Annotated in this window: 16 protein-coding genes; 12 read left to right on the top strand and 4 right to left on the bottom strand. The window is 34.0% G+C overall.

Annotated features, from left to right (window positions below; translation table 11 throughout):
* The first annotated feature begins 81 nt into the window (after positions 1-81).
* The 3 genes from ACFCYN_RS01520 (at position 82) to ACFCYN_RS01510 (ending at position 3,141) form a co-directional block, all read left to right on the top strand.
* Positions 82-1,197, top strand: a complete 1,116-nt coding sequence (locus ACFCYN_RS01520; protein ID WP_375947089.1) for a PepSY-associated TM helix domain-containing protein — start codon at positions 82-84, stop codon at positions 1,195-1,197.
* Between the two features lie 270 nt (positions 1,198-1,467).
* A complete protein-coding gene (locus tag ACFCYN_RS01515) occupies positions 1,468-1,887 on the top strand; it encodes a MerR family transcriptional regulator (protein WP_375947087.1) in 420 nt (139 codons plus the stop codon).
* Between the two features lie 27 nt (positions 1,888-1,914).
* Entirely contained in the window at positions 1,915-3,141 is a 1,227-nt protein-coding gene (locus ACFCYN_RS01510; protein WP_172446468.1) for an MFS transporter, read from the top strand.
* A 107-nt stretch (positions 3,142-3,248) separates the two neighbouring features.
* Here the strand turns inward: ACFCYN_RS01510 and ACFCYN_RS01505 are convergent, their stop codons facing one another.
* The gene (locus tag ACFCYN_RS01505) at positions 3,249-3,503 is read right to left on the bottom strand and encodes a hypothetical protein (RefSeq protein ID WP_172446467.1); all 255 of its coding nucleotides are present in this window, start codon (positions 3,501-3,503) and stop codon (positions 3,249-3,251) included.
* Positions 3,504-4,210: 707 nt separating this feature from the next.
* Between ACFCYN_RS01505 and ACFCYN_RS01500 the strand changes: the two genes are divergently transcribed.
* The 5 genes from ACFCYN_RS01500 (at position 4,211) to ACFCYN_RS01480 (ending at position 9,793) form a co-directional block, all read left to right on the top strand.
* Positions 4,211-4,648, top strand: coding sequence for a YwiB family protein (locus tag ACFCYN_RS01500; RefSeq protein ID WP_172446466.1), 438 nt, complete (start codon positions 4,211-4,213; stop codon positions 4,646-4,648).
* The gene (gene argS, locus ACFCYN_RS01495) at positions 4,645-6,315 is read left to right on the top strand and encodes an arginine--tRNA ligase (protein ID WP_172446465.1); all 1,671 of its coding nucleotides are present in this window, start codon (positions 4,645-4,647) and stop codon (positions 6,313-6,315) included. Before ACFCYN_RS01500 ends, argS begins: the two co-directional genes overlap by 4 nt.
* Positions 6,316-6,582: 267 nt before the next feature.
* Positions 6,583-7,794, top strand: a complete 1,212-nt coding sequence (locus ACFCYN_RS01490; protein ID WP_375947084.1) for a DUF5667 domain-containing protein — start codon at positions 6,583-6,585, stop codon at positions 7,792-7,794.
* Positions 7,795-7,970: 176 nt separating this feature from the next.
* Positions 7,971-8,699 (top strand): RNA polymerase sigma-I factor, encoded by a 729-nt coding sequence (gene sigI, locus ACFCYN_RS01485; protein ID WP_216853934.1) that lies wholly within the window; start codon positions 7,971-7,973, stop codon positions 8,697-8,699.
* Between the two features lie 2 nt (positions 8,700-8,701).
* Positions 8,702-9,793, top strand: a complete 1,092-nt coding sequence (locus ACFCYN_RS01480; protein WP_375947081.1) for an anti-sigma factor domain-containing protein — start codon at positions 8,702-8,704, stop codon at positions 9,791-9,793.
* A gap of 55 nt (positions 9,794-9,848) precedes the next feature.
* Here ACFCYN_RS01480 and ACFCYN_RS01475 read toward each other — a convergent pair whose 3' ends face one another.
* The 3 genes from ACFCYN_RS01475 to cls all read right to left on the bottom strand — a co-directional run bounded on the left by ACFCYN_RS01475 (position 9,849) and on the right by cls (position 12,550).
* The gene (locus ACFCYN_RS01475; RefSeq protein WP_172446462.1) at positions 9,849-10,217 is read right to left on the bottom strand and encodes a YybH family protein; all 369 of its coding nucleotides are present in this window, start codon (positions 10,215-10,217) and stop codon (positions 9,849-9,851) included.
* Positions 10,218-10,357: 140 nt separating this feature from the next.
* A complete protein-coding gene (gene uvsE / locus ACFCYN_RS01470; RefSeq protein ID WP_172446461.1) occupies positions 10,358-11,314 on the bottom strand; it encodes a UV DNA damage repair endonuclease UvsE in 957 nt (318 codons plus the stop codon).
* 42 nt (positions 11,315-11,356) lie between these two features.
* Positions 11,357-12,550, bottom strand: a complete 1,194-nt coding sequence (gene cls, locus ACFCYN_RS01465; protein WP_375947078.1) for a cardiolipin synthase — start codon at positions 12,548-12,550, stop codon at positions 11,357-11,359.
* A 212-nt stretch (positions 12,551-12,762) separates the two neighbouring features.
* Between cls and ACFCYN_RS01460 the strand changes: the two genes are divergently transcribed.
* From ACFCYN_RS01460 to icmF, 4 genes are all read left to right on the top strand, one after another.
* Positions 12,763-14,871, top strand: a complete 2,109-nt coding sequence (locus ACFCYN_RS01460; protein WP_375947077.1) for a heterodisulfide reductase-related iron-sulfur binding cluster — start codon at positions 12,763-12,765, stop codon at positions 14,869-14,871.
* 151 nt (positions 14,872-15,022) lie between these two features.
* Positions 15,023-16,204 (top strand): acetyl-CoA C-acetyltransferase, encoded by a 1,182-nt coding sequence (locus tag ACFCYN_RS01455; RefSeq protein ID WP_172446458.1) that lies wholly within the window; start codon positions 15,023-15,025, stop codon positions 16,202-16,204.
* A gap of 460 nt (positions 16,205-16,664) precedes the next feature.
* The gene (locus ACFCYN_RS01450; RefSeq protein WP_098118964.1) at positions 16,665-17,795 is read left to right on the top strand and encodes an acyl-CoA dehydrogenase; all 1,131 of its coding nucleotides are present in this window, start codon (positions 16,665-16,667) and stop codon (positions 17,793-17,795) included.
* 126 nt (positions 17,796-17,921) lie between these two features.
* Positions 17,922-21,161: a fused isobutyryl-CoA mutase/GTPase IcmF gene (icmF, locus tag ACFCYN_RS01445; RefSeq protein WP_375947074.1), complete on the top strand. Its 3,240-nt coding sequence runs from the start codon at positions 17,922-17,924 to the stop codon at positions 21,159-21,161.
* Positions 21,162-21,412 lie beyond the last annotated feature (251 nt).

The following is a 21,412-nucleotide window of genomic DNA, read 5'->3' as shown; positions in this document are numbered from 1 at the left end:
AAAATGTTATTGATAATGATAATCATTACCCTTATAATTGAGAACGATTATTATTATCAAATTTTAGGGGAGAAGATGAAAATGAAAAAAGGGGTAAGGAAGTTTATTTTGACACTACATCTCGTGTGCAGTTTAGTTTTTGGACTATTTATTATTGCTGTATGTGCAACGGGTAGTGTTTTAGTGTTTGGAGATCAGATTGAGCATGTTTTAAATCCACAGTATTTTAAGCCTGCAAGTAGTGAAAGAAATATTGGAATTAACGAAGCAGAAAAGATTTTTCTTGACCATTACAAAGGATTTGAAATCTCGAGGATGGATGTTCCTTCAAAGTTATCGAATGTATACCATGCAAATATGTCAAAAGGACATAATGAAATTGATGCTTATGTAGATCCTAGTAATGGTAAGCTATTAGGTAATTTTGATAGAGAAGCATCATTCGTATCTTTTGTTAAAGATTTACATACACATTTATTGTTAGATGATATTGGCGAAACAATTGTAGGGATCGTTGCAATTGCATTTATTATAATTCTAATTACAGGTATTTATTTATGGTATCCAGGTATTAAACGAATGTTTAAAAGCCTAAAAATAAAATGGAATAAAAGCCAGATGGCACGAAATTTATCATTACATAATTTTATTGGGGTAATTACTTTACCATTTTTACTCGTTGTAGCAATTACAGGAATGCTATATCCATTCCAAGAAAAGATTGAAGAGTCTTTGAAATTAAAGTTTACATCGAATTATCCAGAGGAGCTTAAATCAGTTGATAATGGCAAAAATAAAATTGGATTGGACGCTATAACTGCTGAAATTAAAAAGTTACATCCTGAAGGTGAGTTATACAAATTAAGACTTCCATCTGATAAAGAGGGTGTTATAGAGGCCCAATTAAGCGATGGCACTTACGATCCTGAGGGTAAAGGGAATACAAGTGAATTCTTCGATCAATTTACTGGCAAGCATTTAGGATCTTTTTCAAAAAATAATGAAACTGCCTATGATAAATTTTTCGTTTGGAGACAAAGTTTACATAGAGGCACTTATGGTGGGGTATTTGTAAAAACGATTTATGCCTTAGTTGGGATTGCGCCACTTGGACTAGGAATAACTGGTATTACAATGTGGGCATTAAAACGTAGAAACAAAGCTAAAAAAATGAAGAAGTTACAGAAAGCAGCATAAAATATACGAAATTTAATATAGAAGAAAGTGGTACCCGAAAGGTAAATGCTCTAAAAGAGAATTTATCTTTCGGTTTTTTTGCATAGGAAAAACAGTCTGTGATAAAAAGAAATTTTATAGTTTTTAATAGTAAAACAATGATTTTGAAGAAAGATAAAAATAGAAAAAACTACAAAGTTAACGTTGACGTTAACGATACATTAGGAGTAAGATATATTAGTGATGTAAATAACGAATTCTATTAAATATTATTCGAAAGGAGGAAATGATTTGCTTTATAAAATAGATGAAGTAGCAAAAGAGTGCAATTTAACGAAGCGTTCGATTCGATATTACGAGGAAATTGGATTAATTCCTCCACCTGAAAGAAGTGAAGGTGGATTTCGACTTTATTCAGATGAGCATATTGAACGACTAAAGAAAATAATGAATGTTCGAGATGTTCTTGGTTTTTCTTTGCAAGAGGTTCAGGAGTATATGGCAATTAGTGAGGCCTTTGAAGAATTTCGACTGCAATATAGAGAAAACAAGGAAAAGATGAATGAAGATGAAAGAAAGCAAAAGCTTTTAGGGGCAGAGGAAATACTTTCTCAACAATTAAATATGATTGATGAAAAGCTTAAAAAAATGAACGACATAAGAAGTGAAATGAATGAGATGTATCAGAGGGTACGAAGTGCATTAGAATAATAAATAATTATGGGAGAAGGATGGAATATGTCAAATTTGGCAAATAGTAAAAGTCAAAAGACAAATTTAAATCAAAAGCCTAGTCTATTAAATCAACCAAAGGCTATTTGGGCAGTTGGGTTTGCATGTATTATTGCATTTATGGGAATTGGATTAGTTGACCCGATTTTACCAGCAATCGCAGAAAAGATGCATGCTTCAAAAAGTGATGTAACTCTTCTTTTCACAAGTTACAACTTAGTCATGGCAATTGCTATGTTAATTACAGGTTTTATATCTTCACGTATCGGAATAAAATGGACATTACTTTTAGGTATATTAATTATTGCAGTGTTCGCTGGACTTGGAGGAAATTCAAGTGGTATATGGCAATTAGTTTGGTTGCGTGGAGGATGGGGATTAGGTAACGCTCTATTCGTAGCAACAGCTTTATCAGCTATTGTTTCATTATCTAGATCAGGTGTTGCACAATCGATTATTTTATATGAAACTGCAATTGGTCTTGGTATTTCGGTTGGGCCACTTTTAGGTGGAGAATTAGGATCAATCTCTTGGAGAGGTCCATTTTTTGGTGTTGCTTGTTTAATGGTCATTGCATTTTTATCTCTATCAGTTATGATGCCAAAAACACCAATTACACAAAATACAAAAAGAGCGTCATTCTTGGATCCATTCCGCGCTCTTAAACATAGATCTTTATTAACATTAGGGATTACAGCATTTTTATATAACTTTGGATTCTTTACTTTACTGGCTTTTTCACCATTCTATATGGGATTAAAAGAACATGGTTTAGGATTCGTATTTTTAGGTTGGGGACTTCTATTAGCAATAACATCTGTTTTTATGGCTCCAAAGCTACAAAAAAAATTCGGTACGCTTAAATCGATGTATGCAATGTTAACTCTATTTGCGATTACGCTTATTATTATGGGTGTTGGAACAGATACAAATAGCGTTATTATCGTCTGTGTAATTATAGCTGGTGCATTTTTAGGTAATAACAATACATTAATTACAACAGCAGTAATGCAAGCAGCACCAGTTGAGCGCTCAACAGCATCTGCGGCATATAGCTTTTTACGTTTTTTAGGCGGAGCAATAGCACCATATTTAGCAGGTAAGCTTGCTGAATGGTATAATCCACATGTACCTTTCTATGTAGGTGGATGTTTTGTATTAGTATCAGTACTATTCTTATTTATTAATAAAAAGCACTTACTTCATATTGATAAAGCAGAATCTGCACATTAATTAGAAGTTGTTTCAAAAAAATAGTGAAAGCCCGCTGGAATTAAAAATTCCTAGCGGGTTTTTTTGTGTTTTTACAAACAAAAAAACAGCCCTTTACGAGCTGCTTATCATGGTCCGAAATGACCAAAAAGCATCATATAAACGATGAAGCCAATTAGTGCAAGTAATCCAATTAGTGCTGCTGTAAAACTACCGAACATGATCGCTTTTCGTTTGATAAAAAACCACAAGACGATTCCCACAACGAACGGCACTAAAAAGGCGTACAAATATATGAGAAAAATGCTCGATAACGCAAGGATTCCGATGCCTAGTCCGATGAAAAATAATTTGCTAGATGATTGTTGTGCGATTGTTTTCATAAATTTTCATAAAGTCTCCTTCTATTTACCATATGTTCTTTATTGTCTCACAAACCGTTTTCAATTGAAAACAAATATTCTCACAATTTCATGAGAGGGATGTTTTAAAAAAAATCTATTATTTGTGTACAAAGGCACGTCGGTATGAACGAATAATGCTGCTTTACGCAGACGCAGCCATGAACAAAAACCGCTGGAGTTATGCACAAAATCAGGTCGCCGTGAATAAAACGCTATGTTATGCACAAAACCACGTGCGTAATGAACAAAAACAGCTGCTTTAGGCACAAAATCAGGTCGCCATGAACAAAACCGCTGTGTTACGCACAAAACCACGCACAATATGAACAAAAATCCCTTATTTATGCACAAAGTACAAAAAGTGTTCGTGCTTATCAATTATCCACAACGCTAAAGAAGCCGCTTAAACGGTTTTATCAACAAAAATCGGTATTTTATCAACAAAACTAATTATTTTATCTACAAAACAAACTACTTTATCAATAAAGTTCACAGCTTTATCAACAAAATACACAAAGTGTTCGCGTTTTCGAAAGAGACGCCCCTATTTTTTGTTCGTTTTAATGAATATTTTTCACAATTTTTTTCTTACCTATTTTATTTTTTTTATTAGATTATGCTAAAATGGGAAAAGATGATTTTGGATGTGATTCGTTACGTTCATCGGGAGAAAAGGACGTGTAAAAGTGAAAGGACAACAAGGTATACCTGTCTCAATTGAATTTGAGACTTTGATTAAAGATCCACACGGGCGTGATAAAATCAGTTTTCAAGCAAATGGCCTATACTATAAAAAAGAAGATATTTCATATTTATTATTTGAAGAAAAACATGAAGATCGAAAAGTAAAGGCAACAATGAAAATTGGTAAAGGGGAAGTTACTATCATCCGGAATGGTGGAGTTATGATGCGTCATCAGTATCGAGTGAATGAAACGACTGAAGGTACTTTCTCAAATGAATTAGGAGTATTTCAAACGAAAGCATATACAAAAAAGCTACAATTTCTAGTATCAGAGGTACCTTTAAAGGGAGTACTTCAATTAGGGTACAAGTTATTCGTTGGTGATGAAAATGCTGGTTCGTATAACATTACAGTATCAATTAAGGAGGCAACGATATGAATACATTAGAACAAGTAAAGAGTCGTTTAAAAGATGAAATCGAAGCTGCAGTATTAAAAGCAGGTTTAGCAACGGAGGAACAATTACCACAGGTCGTGTTAGAAACTCCAAAAGATAAGACACATGGTGATTTTTCAACAAATATGGCAATGCAATTAGCACGTGTTGCTAAAAAAGCACCGAGAATGATTGCAGAAGAACTAATCAACTCGTTTGATCAAAGCAAAGCTAGTATTCAAAAAGTTGAGATTGCTGGACCTGGTTTCATCAATTTTTATATGGATAATAGCTATCTTACAGATTTAATTCCTTCAATTATTAAATCAGGAACAGAATATGGCCAAACTAACTTTGGTAATGGCGAAAAGATTTTAGTTGAGTTTGTTTCAGCGAATCCTACAGGTGATTTACACTTAGGTCACGCACGTGGAGCTGCGTTTGGAGATTCATTATGTAATGTTTTAAACAAAGCTGGTTATGCAGTGACACGCGAATACTATATCAATGATGCAGGTAATCAAATTAACAATTTAGCATTATCAGTAGAGGCTCGTTATATGCAAGCTCTTGGCATGGAAAAAGAAATGCCTGCAGATGGCTATCATGGTGCGGACATTATTGAGATTGGTAAAACTTTAGCTGGAGAATTCGGTGACCGTTATATGAATGAACCAGAAGAAGATCGTTACAAATTCTTCCGTGAGTACGGTTTAAAATTAGAAATGGAAAAACTACAAAGAGATCTTCGTAATTTTAGAGTAGACTTTGATGTATGGTATTCAGAAACTTCATTATATGAAAATGGTAAAGTGTTAGAGGCACTTGCTGATTTAAATGAACGTGGTGAAACATATGAAGAAGAAGGAGCAACTTGGTTCCGTTCTACAACATATGGAGATGACAAAAACCGTGTACTAATTAAGAGTGACGGCTCTTATACTTACTTAACTCCAGATATCGCTTATCACAGAGACAAGCTAAGTCGTGGAGCAGATAAATTAATTGATATTCTTGGAGCTGATCATCATGGTTATATTCCGCGAATGAAAGCAGCAATTCAAGCTTTAGGATACAATGCAGATACTCTTGAAGTAGAGATTATCCAAATGGTTCAGTTATATCAAGATGGTGAAAAAGTTAAAATGAGTAAACGTACGGGTAAAGCTGTAACGTTACGTGATTTAATGGAAGAAGTAGGAATTGATGCAACTCGTTACTTCTTTGCAATGCGTGGCTGTGATTCACATTTAGACTTTGATATGGATCTTGCTGTTTCTAAATCAAATGAAAATCCAGTGTATTATTCTCAATATGCACATGCTCGAGTATGCAGTATTCTTCGTCAAGGTGAAGAAATGGGGATTGTTTACAGCGGAGAAGCTGATTACAGCCTTGTTTCATCTGAAAAAGAATATGAGTTATTAAAGAAATTAGGGGAATTCCCAGCTGCAGTTTCATTAGCTGCATCAAAACGTACACCACATCATATTACAAACTATGTGTTTGATTTAGCTGGTACGTTCCACAGTTTCTATAATGCTGAAAAAGTATTAGATGCGGAAAATGTTGAAAAATCAAAAGCTAGACTAGCTTTAATGAAAGCTGCTCAAGTTACATTACAAAATGCATTAGCTTTAGTTGGTGTTTCTGCACCTGAAAAAATGTAATTAGTAAAATGTTAAAAGTACCATGCCTTATTTTTAGGGTATGGTACTTTTTTTGTTAGAACTTTATTTTCAAAGAGTATTAATTTGTAATATTTTTGGGTAATATTTTATACAAATTTGTCGGTGGAACGGGAAAAAGAACAAGTTTCACCATTTTTTTATTAATTTTTTAAATTTTTATTTAAACGACCCCCTAAAAAATGATCTTCTCTACGAATAGTTATAGTGAGACTACATAAAGAAACTTTTTTAAAGGGGAAAAAATACATGAAAAAACTTTTAGTACATACAACTGCCACAGCATTATTATTATCTCAATTAGGATTTTCAAGTTCAGTATTTGCTGCTGAAAATGAGTCAGCTTCAAAAACTGATTTAAACCACAAAGAAGAAGCACCTGCATTAGTTAAAGGCGATTTCTTCTATTTTGTAAAAACAACTGTAGAAAAGATTCAACTATTATTAACAACAGACAAAGTAAAAGAAGCAGAACTTTTAGCGGAATTTGCGCAAGAGCGTATTCATGAAGCAAGAGAATTAATTAAAGAAGGTAAAGAAGATCTAGCAAAAGAAACAATTAAAGAAGCTTTAGGTCAGATGGAAAATGCTCAAGGACAGCTTGAAGGTAAGCTTCCAACTATTACTGAGCCAACGACTACAGAAAAAACAACAGCAGAAGATAATGCTACGACGAAACCAGCTGAAGCTTCAACTGAAGTAGAAAAACAAGGAACAGAAAAAGAAGATACAGAAAAACATGAAAAACAAAAATTAACTAAAGAGCAAAAAGAAATTGCAAAAATTCAGCACCACTTAAATAATAATTTACTTGTTTTAGCAGACGTTTTAGATAAAGTGAAAAATCCTAAAGCAAAAGCTGCAATCGCAAAAAATATTGAAAAGAGCTTTAACAAAATTTCTGAAAGACTAGAGAAAGTTTTAAAGCATGAAGAAAAGAATTCAACTGCACTAAAACCAGTTATTACAATTCAATACCCAGATGGATCTACTGAAAATTCAGATACACCAGAAGTTATTACAACTATAACTAAAATTGAAGATGTAAATGATACAGATGTAAAAAACGTTAACGAAGATGTAAAAGATACAGACGTAAAAAATGTTAATGAAGATGATCAAGGTGAAAATGATGACAAAGATGATGCTGCTGAGGTTTCTACAAAGCCTGTAAAAGTAGAGTATAAGGAAGAGCACCATCAACATATATCAAAGAAAGTAAAAGTAGCTAAAGTTAAAAAAGTAAAAGTTGAAAAAGAAGAAAAAGCTGAACGACATGAAGTGAAAAAGCATGAAGCAAAAAAACATGAAGTGAAAAAGCACGAAGTTACAAATCATAGAAATCGTGGTGAACATGAAAACCGTGGAAACCATAAGGGAAATGAAAAGCATGAGTGGAAAAAAAATGAAAATTCAAATGACCAAGGTGAAAACCACGGAAATGGACATGACGAAGATTAATAAGTAATTATTACCATTCACCTTTCAAGAAAATCGCATGAAACATTTCATAAGATGCGATATGCTTAAGTTTAATTGGTAATTAAAATGGTGCCTCTTACATTCATTTGATTATATAATGATGGAGGCGCCTTCTTTAGTCGCCAATCAATCCTCTTTTGAAAGGAGATGGGGTTTTGTTACTTACAATTTTTCAGACACTTTATAAAAGGAAAGAAAAGATTGAAGATATTGTATTAACAATACAACAATCTTCATCAAAGGAACTTGATGATTTTATCATTCAATACTCCCCTTTTATAAGCAAAACTGTTTCTACTATTTGTGGCAGATATATTACAAATCAAGAAGATGAATATAGTATTGGGCTAAGTGCATTTCATGAAGCTATTAAACTATATTCATATAAAAAAGGGGCTTCATTTTTAACTTTCGCCAAATTGATCATAAAACGTGAGTTGATTGATTATTTTCGTAAGGAATCTAAATATCAATTATTGACTTTAGAACAAAATGGGTCGGAGAATATACATAAACAGTACGATGACCATGTTTATAGCTCGTATATTAAAAACTTTGATGAGATCAATCGTAAAGAGGAAATTATTCATTTCAGTGAGATGCTTAAACAATTTGGCATTACTTTAGAAACTTTAGTAGAGGTATCCCCTAAACATGAAGACACAAGGGAACATATTTTTTCAGTTGTAGATATTATTGCTTCTGATGAAGAAATGTTAGCCTTTCTATATAAAAAGAAAAAGTTACCGATGAACAAACTAGAAACTAAAGTTAATATAAGTCGAAAAACGCTAGATAAACATAGGAAATATATAATTGCCATGTGTATTATAAGCGTCAATGACTATATTTATTTACAAAACTACTTAAAAAGGGGGAACTGAAGATGAACAATGGTATTGTATTGGAAGTAAATCATTCTTCCGTAGTTGTATTAACAGCTAACGGTGAGTATTTAAAATGTAAAAAGTTATTGTCATCCTATTCAATTGGTGAAGAAATTCAGTTCCCTAGCAGCGCAATTATTTCAAATAATAAAATAAAAATAAATATCCCCAAATTGATACCTGTCGTAATTGCCAGTGCATTAATTCTAATGTCATTTTTGTTCGTAAATTGGAATAACAAAAAAGCATTGGCAGCAGGGAGAGTCACAATTGATTCAGGGGCAAAGGTATCATTAATTTTAGATAAACAGTTAAATGTTATTGGATTAAAAGGACACAATGAACAAGGTAAAAAAGTGATTGATAAAATAGATAACTGGAAACAGGAGCCTTTACAGTCAGTTATGGATGATTTAGTTGGTGAAATGGAGAAGTCTAAAGTTATTCAACCGGATGATCAAATCAAATTAACTGGTGAGATGAAAAAGGAATTTAAAAATAAACAAAGTGAACTAAATAATGAATTGAAGGATATTCAAGAGACCAATAACCATATTAAAATTCCAAATTCTAAGGATTTAGATCAACCTAAAATTCAACCTAAGATTAAAACTCAACTTCAAACTCAAAATAAGCAAGTAAGTAGTTTTAATTCTCATTCAGCCAAAGTGACAAGAGGCGAAAAGAATGGCAAAGATAAACCTAGTGTTAAGTCACCTAAAGTAGAGAATAACAGAGCGAATAATCATCATTATTCAAAAGAAGATAGGAATAATAGACAACAAAAAGCGCATTGGGGAAATAAGCAAAGTCAGTGGAATAATAGACATCAAGAAGAGCATCGAGATTCGTCGAAACAAAATCAAAATAAGCAAAACAATAAATATGAAAAACACCAAGATAAAAAAAAAAATCAGTATAATTACGAACGGGAGGTAAAAAGAAACAATAATTACCAAAGTAGAAAAGGCCAAAATGATCGATGCCATAGGTGCAGTAATCGTGATAAGGGCAATGAAAACAAAAACAACGAGTACGATCACAGGCACAATAATAGCTGGAATAATAATAATGAAAAAGGCTCAGATTGATTATCTGAGCTTTTTTACAGTCGAAGAGCCAAAGAGCCATGAAAGAAATCGAGTCTTATGCATGGCTACTCAAATGCTCATGAATAACCTTCCAGTCACCAACTGCATCCTTCATAAACACATTTGTAGCCCTACCATGACCTTTTACAAATTTCCCATTCATATAGCCTTCATAATGATATTGATAAGTACAGGAAGCTGAATTCTCATCAGTAGTTAGCCAGTTTACATTTGTAGCTCTATAGACTTCATCTTGAATCAGATTCCAAGCATTTTCAAAGTACTGTTGGATATCAAGTAAATTTGTACATGATTTATTAGAAAACCAATAAGTAGCATCCTTATGTATGTATTTTTTTACTTGGTCAAAATCATGCGTATTTGTTGCTATTATGTATTGTTGTAAAGCATCCTGATAGTTCATTTCCAAGCCACCTTTATATTAGAGTCGAAGTCAGACTTTAGATGAATATCTATAAACCATCATATCACTAACGAGTTCAAATCAGATAAAAAGCTCTTAAAATGTAAAACCACAAGGGAGTAAAGGGTCCCTTGTGGTTTCTATTTCACTTCAATCATTCCGCCGCTTATTCGTTTATAGCCCCTTAATTTCGATAGGTCTTCCATCAATTGCAATAATGCTATGTCCTTCTTTTTTGACTCAATCATTATATCAATATCACTTCCAATTGATCGAGCAATGTCAAAAAAGGGTTTAATAAAATCAAGATCAATTAAGTCTGAGTGAGATCTAAACTCTTTTTCAGACTTTGGAGAGGAAATATGTATTTTAGGTTTCAAATTTGTGTGATCCCAAGTAGAGAAAATGAGTGGTAATAATTCCTCCAATGGTTCTTCACATAAATTGGCCATATGGTGATGATAATCGAATACGAGTGGTATGCCTTCATTTTTACATACCATTAATGTTTCCGATGTATTGTACGTTTTATCGTCGTTTTCTAGTGTCATTTGTTTTTTAATATGAGAAGGGAGTTTTTTTATATTTTCATAAAAACGATTAATAGCAAGATCCTTATTACCATAAGCCCCTCCAATATGGATGTTGATCACACTTTGGTTTGAAACGCCCATTGCTTCAAGTACTTTAAAGTGATATTCCATATCAATTACAGCATTATCAGTGATATGTGGCTTCTCACTTGTAAAAAGCGTGAATTGATTAGGGTGAAAACTAACTCTTAATTCATGCTTTTTAATAAAATCGCCTATTTCTTTGAATTGCTTGTGAAAAATATTAATATAATCAAATTCTACATCTGGATGAGTCGCCAAAGGGACCATTGAAGAGGACATTCTGTATAAGGGAATTTGTTGTCCTACATTATAATGAAGTGCTCTATACGTATTCTCCAAATTTTGTGTTGTAACAGAAATTAGCTTCTCTAAACGTTCATCTTGATCAAGCGTTTTATAACGTGTTAAAGTTAGTGTTTTTGCAGGTGAACAATTATATAAAGATAATGCATGTGATACGTATCCAAATCGAATAATCATATTGTGCTCACCTCAATTACTGTTTTTGGCACTTTAAAAACATTACATTAATGGAGAAAGAAGCTTGGATAAAAGCTTACGACATTTCCATGAGAGAGTTGTCTTTTTATAATGTTGAATAGGGTAGGATTTTGAACGCTCTAAGTCTTTCATAAATATTTTTTTGATTTCCAATATGAAGGATTCACTTGCAAAAATACAGCTCCATTCATCATTTATACAAAGGCTTCTACGATCAAAGTTAACGGACCCTACATCACAGCAGCGATCATCGATTAATAATACTTTGGCATGAAAGAATCCTTTCTGATAATGGAAAACTTCGCCGCCACCTTCAAGGATTAAAAGGAGGTGAGGGAAACTCGCTTCTTTAACTAGCCTGTGGTCTTCTTTTTCAGGAACCATAACACAGATGCGGACACCTCGTTTTTGTGCTGCTAGTAAAGCATCCATAAGCTTTTTAGTTGGTATAAAATATGGAGTGCCAATAAAGATATGTTTTTCTGCTTTATCAATTAATTTTTTATAAAGATTTTCAATACGAATAAAGTCAGATGAATAGAAGTGATGTTCGATTTTTCCCTTAACTAGGTCTTTTTCATCAGTTAAAGTGAAGGATTCACCACCGCTTCTAACCCAGTCTATTAAAAATTGAACATGTAAATCTTTTACACCTTCACCTGTCATACGAATATGATAATCTCTCCAATAACCTAGGTCTTCGTCAAAGCCAATATATTCTTTGCCAATATTGAATCCACCAAAATAACCGGTTTTTTGATCAATCACTGTAATTTTACGATGGTTACGGTGCTGAAACCGATAGAGAGTATACGGAAATCCAGTACGTCGATTAAATAATACTTTTACACCATTTTTTTTTAGTTTTTCGATTCTTTTCCGTTTAAGTCCAAAGCTACCGATCCAATCGACAAGCAAACGTACTTGTAATCCTTCGTGCGCCTTTTTTTCTAGTAGCGACAAAAATTTTTCGGAAGTATCATCATTACGAACGATATAAAAAAGCATGGAAATACTAGAACTTGCCTCATTTATGTCTTTAAGAAGATTTTCGTATAGGACATTACCGTCTGTTATTAACATTGTTTCACTATATCTATTTTTAAATGGGCAAGCCTTATCGTATTTATGAAAAGCTTTGTAACCAAAATAAAGATCTAAGCTAGCAAGGAGTATTAGAATGAGTAGAGCAAATAAGCAAATACAAAGAATCATATAACTAACTCCTTTACCTTTTACGTGTTGATAGTATGACCATTTAAACTGAAGAATATGAAAAAGGGCTAATTAAATATGAAAAAGTATTTGACTGAATAGTCATTCATAATATAATTGAAGTATATATTTTCTGAATATTATTATGGTTATAAATTTTTAAAAAGTAAGCGTTTTATTTATAACCGGGGACATTGGGGGAGGAATACATCATGGATCATGCACTTTTGTATTTGAACGCATTGGGGTTTGTGGCAATTACAGTTTATGCTATTTATTTATTCATTTACCTGATTAAAACAAGACTAGCCTACATCAAGCTAGGCAAAAAGGAAGAGTTTGAAAGAAATTTTAAAGATCGTTTTCAAAAAATTTGGGTGAATGTTTTTGGACAAAAAAAGCTATTGAAGGATAAGAAAAGCGGATTTATTCATTTGCTATTCTTCTACGGATTTATTTTAGTTCAAGCAGGTGCTTTAGATTTTATTTTAAGAGGTCTAGTTCCTGGGGTGCATTTACCACTTGGGCCGTTATATGGTGCATTTACATTTTTTGAAGAAATCGTGGCGTTGTTAATACTGGTAGCAGTTGTTTGGGCTTTCCATAGACGATATATTGAAAAGTTAGTTCGATTAAAAAGAGGTTGGAAAAGCGGTTTAGTTCTAATTTTTATTGGTTTATTAATGTTATCAACTCTTTTTGGAAATGGCATGGGAATCATTTGGAGCGGAGAAGGAACAAGCTTCCATGAGCCAATCGCATCTTTAGTTGCAACAATCTTTGGTGGAATTAGTAAGCCTTTAGCCATTTCATTCTTTTATGTTGCTTGGTGGACTCACTTAATTTCACTTTTAACTTTCTTAGTGTATGTGCCTCAATCAAAGCACGCACATTTACTTGCTGGACCAGCAAACGTGTATTTTAATCGCTTATCGAAAGCAGGAAAATTAGAAAAAATCGATTTTGAAGATGAAACACAGGAAACATTTGGTGTTGGAAAAATTAGTGATTTCCGTCAGTCTCAATTAATTGATTTATATGCTTGTGTTGAATGTGGTCGTTGTACAAATGTTTGTCCTGCTACGGCAACTGGGAAAATGCTGTCACCGATGGATTTAATCTTAAAACTTCGTGACCATTTAACTGAAACTGGAGCTGTTGTAACATCTCGAGCACCATGGGTTCCAACTGTTGCTTTTTCTAAAACAAAAGGTAATCAATTAGCGTTTTCTTCTCAAGGAAGTCAAGAAACAGCAGCAACATTAGAATATAGTCCAAGTTTAATTGGCGATGTCATTACTGAAGAAGAGATTTGGGCATGTACGACTTGTCGTAATTGTGAAGACCAATGTCCAGTAATGAATGAGCATGTTGAAAAGATTATTGATTTACGTCGTTATTTAGTTTTAACGGAAGGTAAAATGCAACCTGATGCTCAACGTGCAATGACGAATATCGAGCGCCAAGGAAATCCTTGGGGATTAAATCGTAAGGATCGTGAAAATTGGAGAGAGCTTGATGAAAGTATCCACATCCCAACTGTAAAAGAAGCTAAAAAAGCTGGGGAAAAAATTGAATACTTATTCTGGGTTGGTTCAATGGGTGCATATGATAACCGTAGCCAAAAAATCGCTCTAGCGTTTGCAAAACTTATGAATGAAGCTGGAATTAAATTTGCAATTTTAGGTAATAAGGAGAAAAACTCTGGTGATACACCTAGACGTTTAGGTCAAGAATTCTTATTCCAGGAATTAGCATCTAATAATATCGCAGAAATCGAAAAAGCAGAAGTAAGCAAATTAGTAACAATTGATCCGCATGCTTATAACACATTTAAAAATGAATATCCTGATTTTGGATTATCAGTTGAAGTTTATCACCATACAGAATTATTATCGCAATGGGTTAAAGAAGGAAGATTAAAGCCAGTTCATCGTGTAGATGAAGTTATTACTTATCATGATTCATGTTATTTAGGTAGATACAATGAAGTTTATGAAGCTCCTAGAGACATTCTACGTGCAATTCCTGGCGTTAAGCTAGTTGAAATGGAGCGTAAACGTGAAACAGGAATGTGCTGTGGAGCGGGTGGTGGATTAATGTGGATGGAAGAGCATGTTGGTAACCGTATTAATGTTACACGTACTGAACAAGCACTTGCAGTTAGTCCGAATGTCATTGGAACAGGATGTCCTTATTGCTTAACAATGTTATCAGATGGAACAAAAGCAAAAGAAGTTGAAGAAAGTGTTAAAACACTCGATATTGCTGAGCTTTTAGTAATTTCAATCTTTGGAGATAAGCAGAGCCAGGCTTCATAAGAGTTCTATTACTTTTCAAGTTTCATAAACTAACAATGAAAGGTGTGCAACTTGTACACCTTTCAGACTGTAGTGAGCGCCTTTTTATTTGCTATTAAAGGAATTTTTTATAGAAGAGAAATTAGTTTCTTAATTTAAGGGGGAAATTGGGATGAGTAAAACAGTTATAGTAAGTGCAGTTCGTACACCATTTGGACGTTTTGGAGGTATGTTAAAAGGTTTTAGTGCTGCTGAGCTAGGTGGTATTGCAATTAAAGAAACATTGAATCGTGTTAACCATCCTTTAGAGTCAATAGATGATGTAATTATGGGAAGCGTTTTACAAGGTGGACAAGGGCAATTACCTTCAAGACAAGCACTACGTAATGCAGGTTTACCTTGGGAAACAAGATCCGAAACAATTAACAAAGTATGTGCATCAGGAATGAGAAGTGTAATGCTTGCTGACTTATTAATTCGTTCTGGTGAAAGTAAACGTATTGTCGCAGGTGGAATGGAATCTATGAGTAATGCACCATATTATCAAACCAATTTAAGATGGGGAAATAAGATGGGACACTCGGAGTTAAAAGACGGATTACTAGTAGATGGTTTAACTTGTTCATTCACTGGAGTTCATATGGGTACGTATGGAAGTGAAGTTGCAAAATTAGAAGATATTTCACGTGAGCAACAAGATGAGTGGGCACTTCGTAGTCAACAACTTGCCGTTGAATCGATTAAAACAGGTAGATTTGAAGAAGAGATTGTTACGATTGAGTCTGTTGGCAAAAAAGGTGTCGTAACAAAAATTGAAGTAGATGAGTGTCCGAGAGAGGATACGACAATTGAAAAATTAGCTAAATTAAATCCTGCATTTGATCGCGACGGAACGATCACTGCAGGAAACGCACCTGGATTAAATGACGGAGCTGCAGCACTTTTAATAATGAGTGAGGAAGAAGCAAAACAAAATGGTTTCACACCATTAGCTACAATTGTTGCTACAGATTCAATGGCTGTAGAAGCAAAGGACTTCCCAAGAACTCCGGGATATGTAATCCAAAAATTATTACAAAAAACAAATAAAAACATTTCAGATATAGACTTATTTGAAATTAACGAGGCATTCGCAGCAGTAGCTTTAGCAAGTGCGAAAATAGCTGATATTCCTTTAGAAAAAATAAATGTAAACGGTGGAGCTATTGCTCTAGGACATCCAATTGGAGCAAGTGGTGCAAGAATTATTGTAACCCTAATTCATGCCCTAAAACAACGAGGTGGAGGTCTAGGGATCGCAGCAATCTGTAGTGGCGGTGGTCAAGGAGACGCTATTTTAGTAGAGGTACATTAAGGGAAAAGTGAATAGTATAGGAAAAACGTGATCGATTAAGGTAAGGAATTTTTAAAGTAGATCATAAAGGGAATGCTGGTCATTGGAAAGAAGGAAAGGAAATTTAATTTCTTTTCCCTTGCCATTGATTCTGCATTCCCTTGTTACTGTCTTTAATTCCATTACGTTTGTTTTTGGGTATTTCCTCTACCTTTTTTTTTCCTTCCTTTCTGCACTAAAATTTTTCTACAAAAAATAACAGGAATTTTCAGTTTTTTGTCTAATAATATTCTTAGTAGACTATCTTTTTAGTCAAAGTACAAATTATTATGTTAACGCTTACAAAATTCGACAAAAAGAACATGGCAGTGATAAGGGAGCAATAAGGTAAAAGGGAATAGGATATATAATAAGTATCTTTAATTAAAACTTTTATTTAATTGTTCATCCTTGTCCTAGCAAAAATCGGGGGAAATGATCTATGCAATTTCGTTTAAGTGAAGAACATGAAATGATCCGTAAAATGGTAAGAGATTTTGCTAGAAATGAGGTTGCTCCATCAGCTGCTGAGCGTGATGAGCATGAAAAATTTGATCGTTCAATCTTTGATCAAATGGCTGAGTTAGGATTAACAGGCATTCCATTCCCAGAAGAGTATGGTGGAATTGGTAGTGATTATTTAGCTTATGTTATTGCGGTAGAAGAGCTTTCTAGAGTTTGTGCTTCAACAGGTGTAACTTTATCTGCACACACTTCATTAGCTAGTTGGCCGATTTATAAATTTGGTACGGAAGAACAAAAACAAAAATTCTTAAAACCATTAGCACAAGGAACAAAAATTGGTGGTTACGGATTAACTGAACCAGGTTCTGGATCAGATGCTGGTGGAATGAGAACAACTGCTAGAAAAGAAGGAAATGAATATATATTAAACGGTTCAAAAATATTTATTACAAATGGTGGAGAAGCTGAAATCTATGTAGTATTTGCAGTGACTGACCCAACAAATAAACATGGCGTTTCTGCTTTTATCGTTGAAAGTGATTCACCAGGTTTTTCAGTTGGTAAGAAGGAAAGTAAATTAGGTATTCGTTCATCTCCAACAACTGAAATAATCTTTGAAGAATGTCGTATCCCTGCTGAAAACCTTTTAGGTGAAGAAGGTAAGGGATTTAAAGTTGCCATGCAAACTCTTGACGGCGGAAGAAATGGAATTGCTGCACAAGCAGTAGGTATTGCACAAGGTGCTCTAGACGCTTCAGTTGATTATGCTAGAGAGCGTGTTCAATTTGGAAAACCAATTATTGCTCAACAAGGTATCTCGTTTAAACTTGCTGACATGGCTACAAGCATTGAAGCATCTCGTCTATTAACTTATCAAGCAGCATGGTTAGAGTCGAATGGGCTACCATATGGTAAAGAATCTGCAATGTCGAAATTATTTGCAGGGGATACTGCAATGAAAGTTACAACAGAAGCAGTACAAGTTTTCGGTGGATATGGATATACAAAGGATTATCCTGTGGAGCGCTTCATGAGGGATGCTAAGATTACTCAAATTTATGAAGGTACACAAGAAATTCAAAAACTAGTAATCTCAAGAATGCTATAAAAACATAGATTAATCTTAATTTTGCATTACGAATGATCAGGATAGCTTGGTATAAGGAATATGGGATACCCTTTGCCAAGTTTTCTTTTACGAAAAAGGCAATTATAATTCCGGGGGATGATTAGTATGGTAGAAAAGTATCAAGCTAAACATAAGATTCGTTTTGTTACTGCTTCAAGCTTATTTGATGGCCATGACGTGTCGATCAATATGATTAGAAGATTATTGCAAGAAAACGGTGTTGAAGTAATTCACTTAGGTCATAACCGTTCTGTTGAAGAAATTATTAACGCAGCTATTCAAGAGGATGTACAAGGTATTTCTATTTCTTCCTACCAAGGTGGACATATGGAGTACTTTAAATATATGTATGATTTACTTCAAGAAAGAGGCGCATCTCACATCAAGTTATTTGGTGGCGGAGGGGGCGTAATCTTGCCTAAAGAGCAAGAGGAGCTTGAAGCATACGGAATTACTAAAATCTATTCACCTGAAGATGGACGTATTATGGGGCTTCAAGGAATGATTAATCATATGCTACAAAGCACAGATTTTCTTCCACCTTTGAAGGACTTAGAAAACGTTCAAAAATTATCCGCAACAAATCATAAAGAGATTGCTAGATTCATTACTCTAGCTGAAAATAAAGGTTCTTTAGATTCAAGTTTAGAAATGGCAGCAACATTAGAAAAATCAGAAACTAGTAAAAGTGTAGTTATTGGTATGACTGGTACTGGTGGAGCTGGTAAAAGTTCATTAACGGATGAACTAGTACGCCGTTTTATTCAAGAGTTTCCTGAAAAAACAATCGGTATTGTTTCGATTGACCCAACGAAGCGAAAAACGGGTGGAGCACTATTAGGTGATCGTATTCGTATGAATTCAATTCACCATCCAAATGTGTATATGAGAAGTTTAGCAACTCGAGACAGCCAATCTGAAATCTCGAATGCTTTAGAGGATACGATCTCAATTTTAAAAACAGCGGATTTTGACGTTATTTTTGTTGAGACAAGTGGAATCGGTCAAGGTGATGCAGCAATTACTCAATACAGTGATATTCATCTGTATGTTATGACGAGCGAATTCGGAGCACCTTCTCAATTAGAAAAAATTGATATGATTGACTTCGCAGATTTAATTGCAATTAATAAATTTGAACGTCAAGGCTCAGAGGATGCATTACGTCTTGTTCAAAAACAATATCAACGTAGTCGTCATCTTTTCCATGATGATATAGCTACAATGCCAGTTTACGGTACGATTGCTAGTCAATTTAATGACGCAGGTACTAATAATTTATTCTTAGCCTTAACTGGGGCAATTGAAAAACATACAGCAAATGAGTGGAACACGACGTATATTAAACCAGGAAACGTTGAAAAACAACATGTCATTATTCCGAGTAATCGTCGTTTTTATTTAAGAGAAATCGCAGAAACGGTAAGAGATTATCATACTAATACCGAAGTTGAAGCAGCAAAAGCTTCAAAGCTATATCAAATTGAAGGAACGCTGGCTGAAATTGAGTCACAAAACATTGAAGATGGAAAAAGCACTGTAGTAGATTTGAAAAATAAATTTGAAGAATCTCTTGCTCCTTCTACTAAACAAGCTCTAAATCATTTTAAATTGATTAAAGAGGCATATTCAAAAGATCAACTTATACAAAAAATAAGAGATAAAGAAATAAAAGTTGAGTTAACAACAACAACATTATCTGGTACGAAAATACCTAAAGTGTCTGTTCCAACATATCGTGACTATGGTGACTTACTAAGATGGGTTGCAAAAGAAAATGTACCTGGATACTTCCCATTTACAGCTGGGGTGTTCCCATTCAAGCGCCAAGACGAAGATCCAAAGAGACAATTTGCTGGTGAGGGACCACCAAGTAGAACAAATAAACGTTTCCACTATCTGTGTGAGAATGACCCAGCTAAACGCTTAAGTACAGCATTTGATTCAGTAACTTTATACGGCGAAGATCCAGCAATTCGTCCTGATATTTTTGGGAAAATTGGTGAAAGTGGCGTAAACGTATGTACATTAGAAAATATGATTGAGCTTTACAATGGTTTTGACTTATGTAGCCCTTCAACATCAGTTTCGATGACAATTAACGGTCCAGCTCCAATTATTTTAGCCATGTTCTTAAATACAGCTATTCATCAACAAGTTGAGTTAAAAGAAAAAGAACTAGGTCGAATTTTAACAGTTGAAGAGTTTACTGTGGTAAAACAAGCAACGTTACAAAAAGTTCGTGGAACAGTTCAAGCTGATATTTTAAAAGAGGATCAAGGGCAAAATACTTGTATCTTCTCAACAGAATTTGCTTTAAAAATGATGGGAGATATTCAACAGTACTTTATCGATAATAGTGTTCGTAATTATTATTCAGTTTCAATTTCTGGGTATCATATTGCTGAAGCTGGAGCAAATCCAATTTCACAACTTGCATTCACTTTATCAAACGGATTCACTTACGTTGAATATTATTTAAGTCGAGGCATGAAGATTGATGATTTTGCTCATAATTTATCGTTCTTCTTTAGTAATGGTCTAGATGCTGAATACTCAGTAATCGGACGTGTGGCGAGAAGAATTTGGGCTGTTACGATGAAAGATAAATATGGTGCATCTGAGCGTAGTCAAAAACTTAAATACCATGTTCAAACATCAGGTCGTTCTTTACATGCTCAAGAAATGGCATTTAATGATATTCGTACGACATTACAAGCATTATTAGCTTTATATGATAACTGTAACTCACTTCACACAAACGCATATGATGAGGCTGTTACAACTCCTACTGAAGAATCAGTACGCCGTGCAATGGCTATTCAACTTATTATTCAAAAAGAAAATGGTCTATCGAAAAATGAAAATCCAATCCAAGGATCATTTATCATTGAACAGCTTACTGACTTAGTAGAAGAAGCAGTTCTAAAAGAGTTTGAGAGAATTAGTGATCGTGGTGGCGTATTAGGGGCAATGGAACTACAATATCAACGTGGTAAAATTCAAGAAGAGTCACTTTATTACGAAACACTAAAGCATAATGGAGATCTTCCAATCATCGGAGTGAACTCTTATATCAATCCTAATGAGCAAATGGAATCCATTAATACAATGGAAATCGCTAGATCAAGCTATGAAGAAAAACAATCGCAAATTGATCATGTAGAACAATTCCAAGTTAAAAATAAATCTGAAGCTCAAGTCGCATTAGAACAATTGAAACAAGTTGCTCGCAAGAACGGTAATTTATTCGAAGAGCTAATGAATACTGTTCGCGTGGCTAGCTTAGGACAAATTACGCAAGCTTTATATGAAGTTGGCGGACAATACCGTAGAAATATGTAATAAATAATAACGAAAGTCATTTGGTCTGCCTAAAGAGGAGCAAACGACTGGAGCTAGACATCATTAACTACACAATTTATACAAGGGGGAGAGGGAGGTAATTGAAATCCTTTTTATCGACCGATCTACTTCCCCTAAACCCTGCCCTTATTTGAGCGTCTTTTGGACGCTCATTTTACTATTTTCATGAAAAATTAGTCTAATATTGAAAAATATAGACAAGGTGCTAGCATATTTAACTTAGTTTTGTT

The organism is Gottfriedia sp. NPDC056225, from assembly GCF_042267765.1.
Lineage (GTDB): Bacteria > Bacillota > Bacilli > Bacillales > Bacillaceae_G > Gottfriedia.
The sequence above is the reverse complement of the archived record's forward strand: the minus strand, read 5'-3'. Positions and strand labels throughout refer to the sequence as shown.

Bases quoted from the DNA above. Each gene is read 5' to 3' on its own strand.
- ACFCYN_RS01450 (WP_098118964.1), top strand. From the start codon at position 16,665: ATGCAATTTCGTTTAAGTGAAGAACATGAAATGATCCGTAAAATGGTA.
- ACFCYN_RS01480 (WP_375947081.1), top strand. From the start codon at position 8,702: ATGAACAATGGTATTGTATTGGAAGTAAATCATTCTTCCGTAGTTGTA.
- ACFCYN_RS01490 (WP_375947084.1), top strand. From the start codon at position 6,583: ATGAAAAAACTTTTAGTACATACAACTGCCACAGCATTATTATTATCT.
- argS (WP_172446465.1), top strand. From the start codon at position 4,645: ATGAATACATTAGAACAAGTAAAGAGTCGTTTAAAAGATGAAATCGAA.
- ACFCYN_RS01520 (WP_375947089.1), top strand. From the start codon at position 82: ATGAAAAAAGGGGTAAGGAAGTTTATTTTGACACTACATCTCGTGTGC.
- cls (WP_375947078.1), bottom strand. From the start codon at position 12,550: ATGATTCTTTGTATTTGCTTATTTGCTCTACTCATTCTAATACTCCTT.
- ACFCYN_RS01505 (WP_172446467.1), bottom strand. From the start codon at position 3,503: ATGAAAACAATCGCACAACAATCATCTAGCAAATTATTTTTCATCGGA.
- ACFCYN_RS01460 (WP_375947077.1), top strand. From the start codon at position 12,763: ATGGATCATGCACTTTTGTATTTGAACGCATTGGGGTTTGTGGCAATT.
- uvsE (WP_172446461.1), bottom strand. From the start codon at position 11,314: ATGATTATTCGATTTGGATACGTATCACATGCATTATCTTTATATAAT.
- icmF (WP_375947074.1), top strand. From the start codon at position 17,922: ATGGTAGAAAAGTATCAAGCTAAACATAAGATTCGTTTTGTTACTGCT.
- ACFCYN_RS01455 (WP_172446458.1), top strand. From the start codon at position 15,023: ATGAGTAAAACAGTTATAGTAAGTGCAGTTCGTACACCATTTGGACGT.
- ACFCYN_RS01475 (WP_172446462.1), bottom strand. From the start codon at position 10,217: ATGAACTATCAGGATGCTTTACAACAATACATAATAGCAACAAATACG.
- ACFCYN_RS01510 (WP_172446468.1), top strand. From the start codon at position 1,915: ATGTCAAATTTGGCAAATAGTAAAAGTCAAAAGACAAATTTAAATCAA.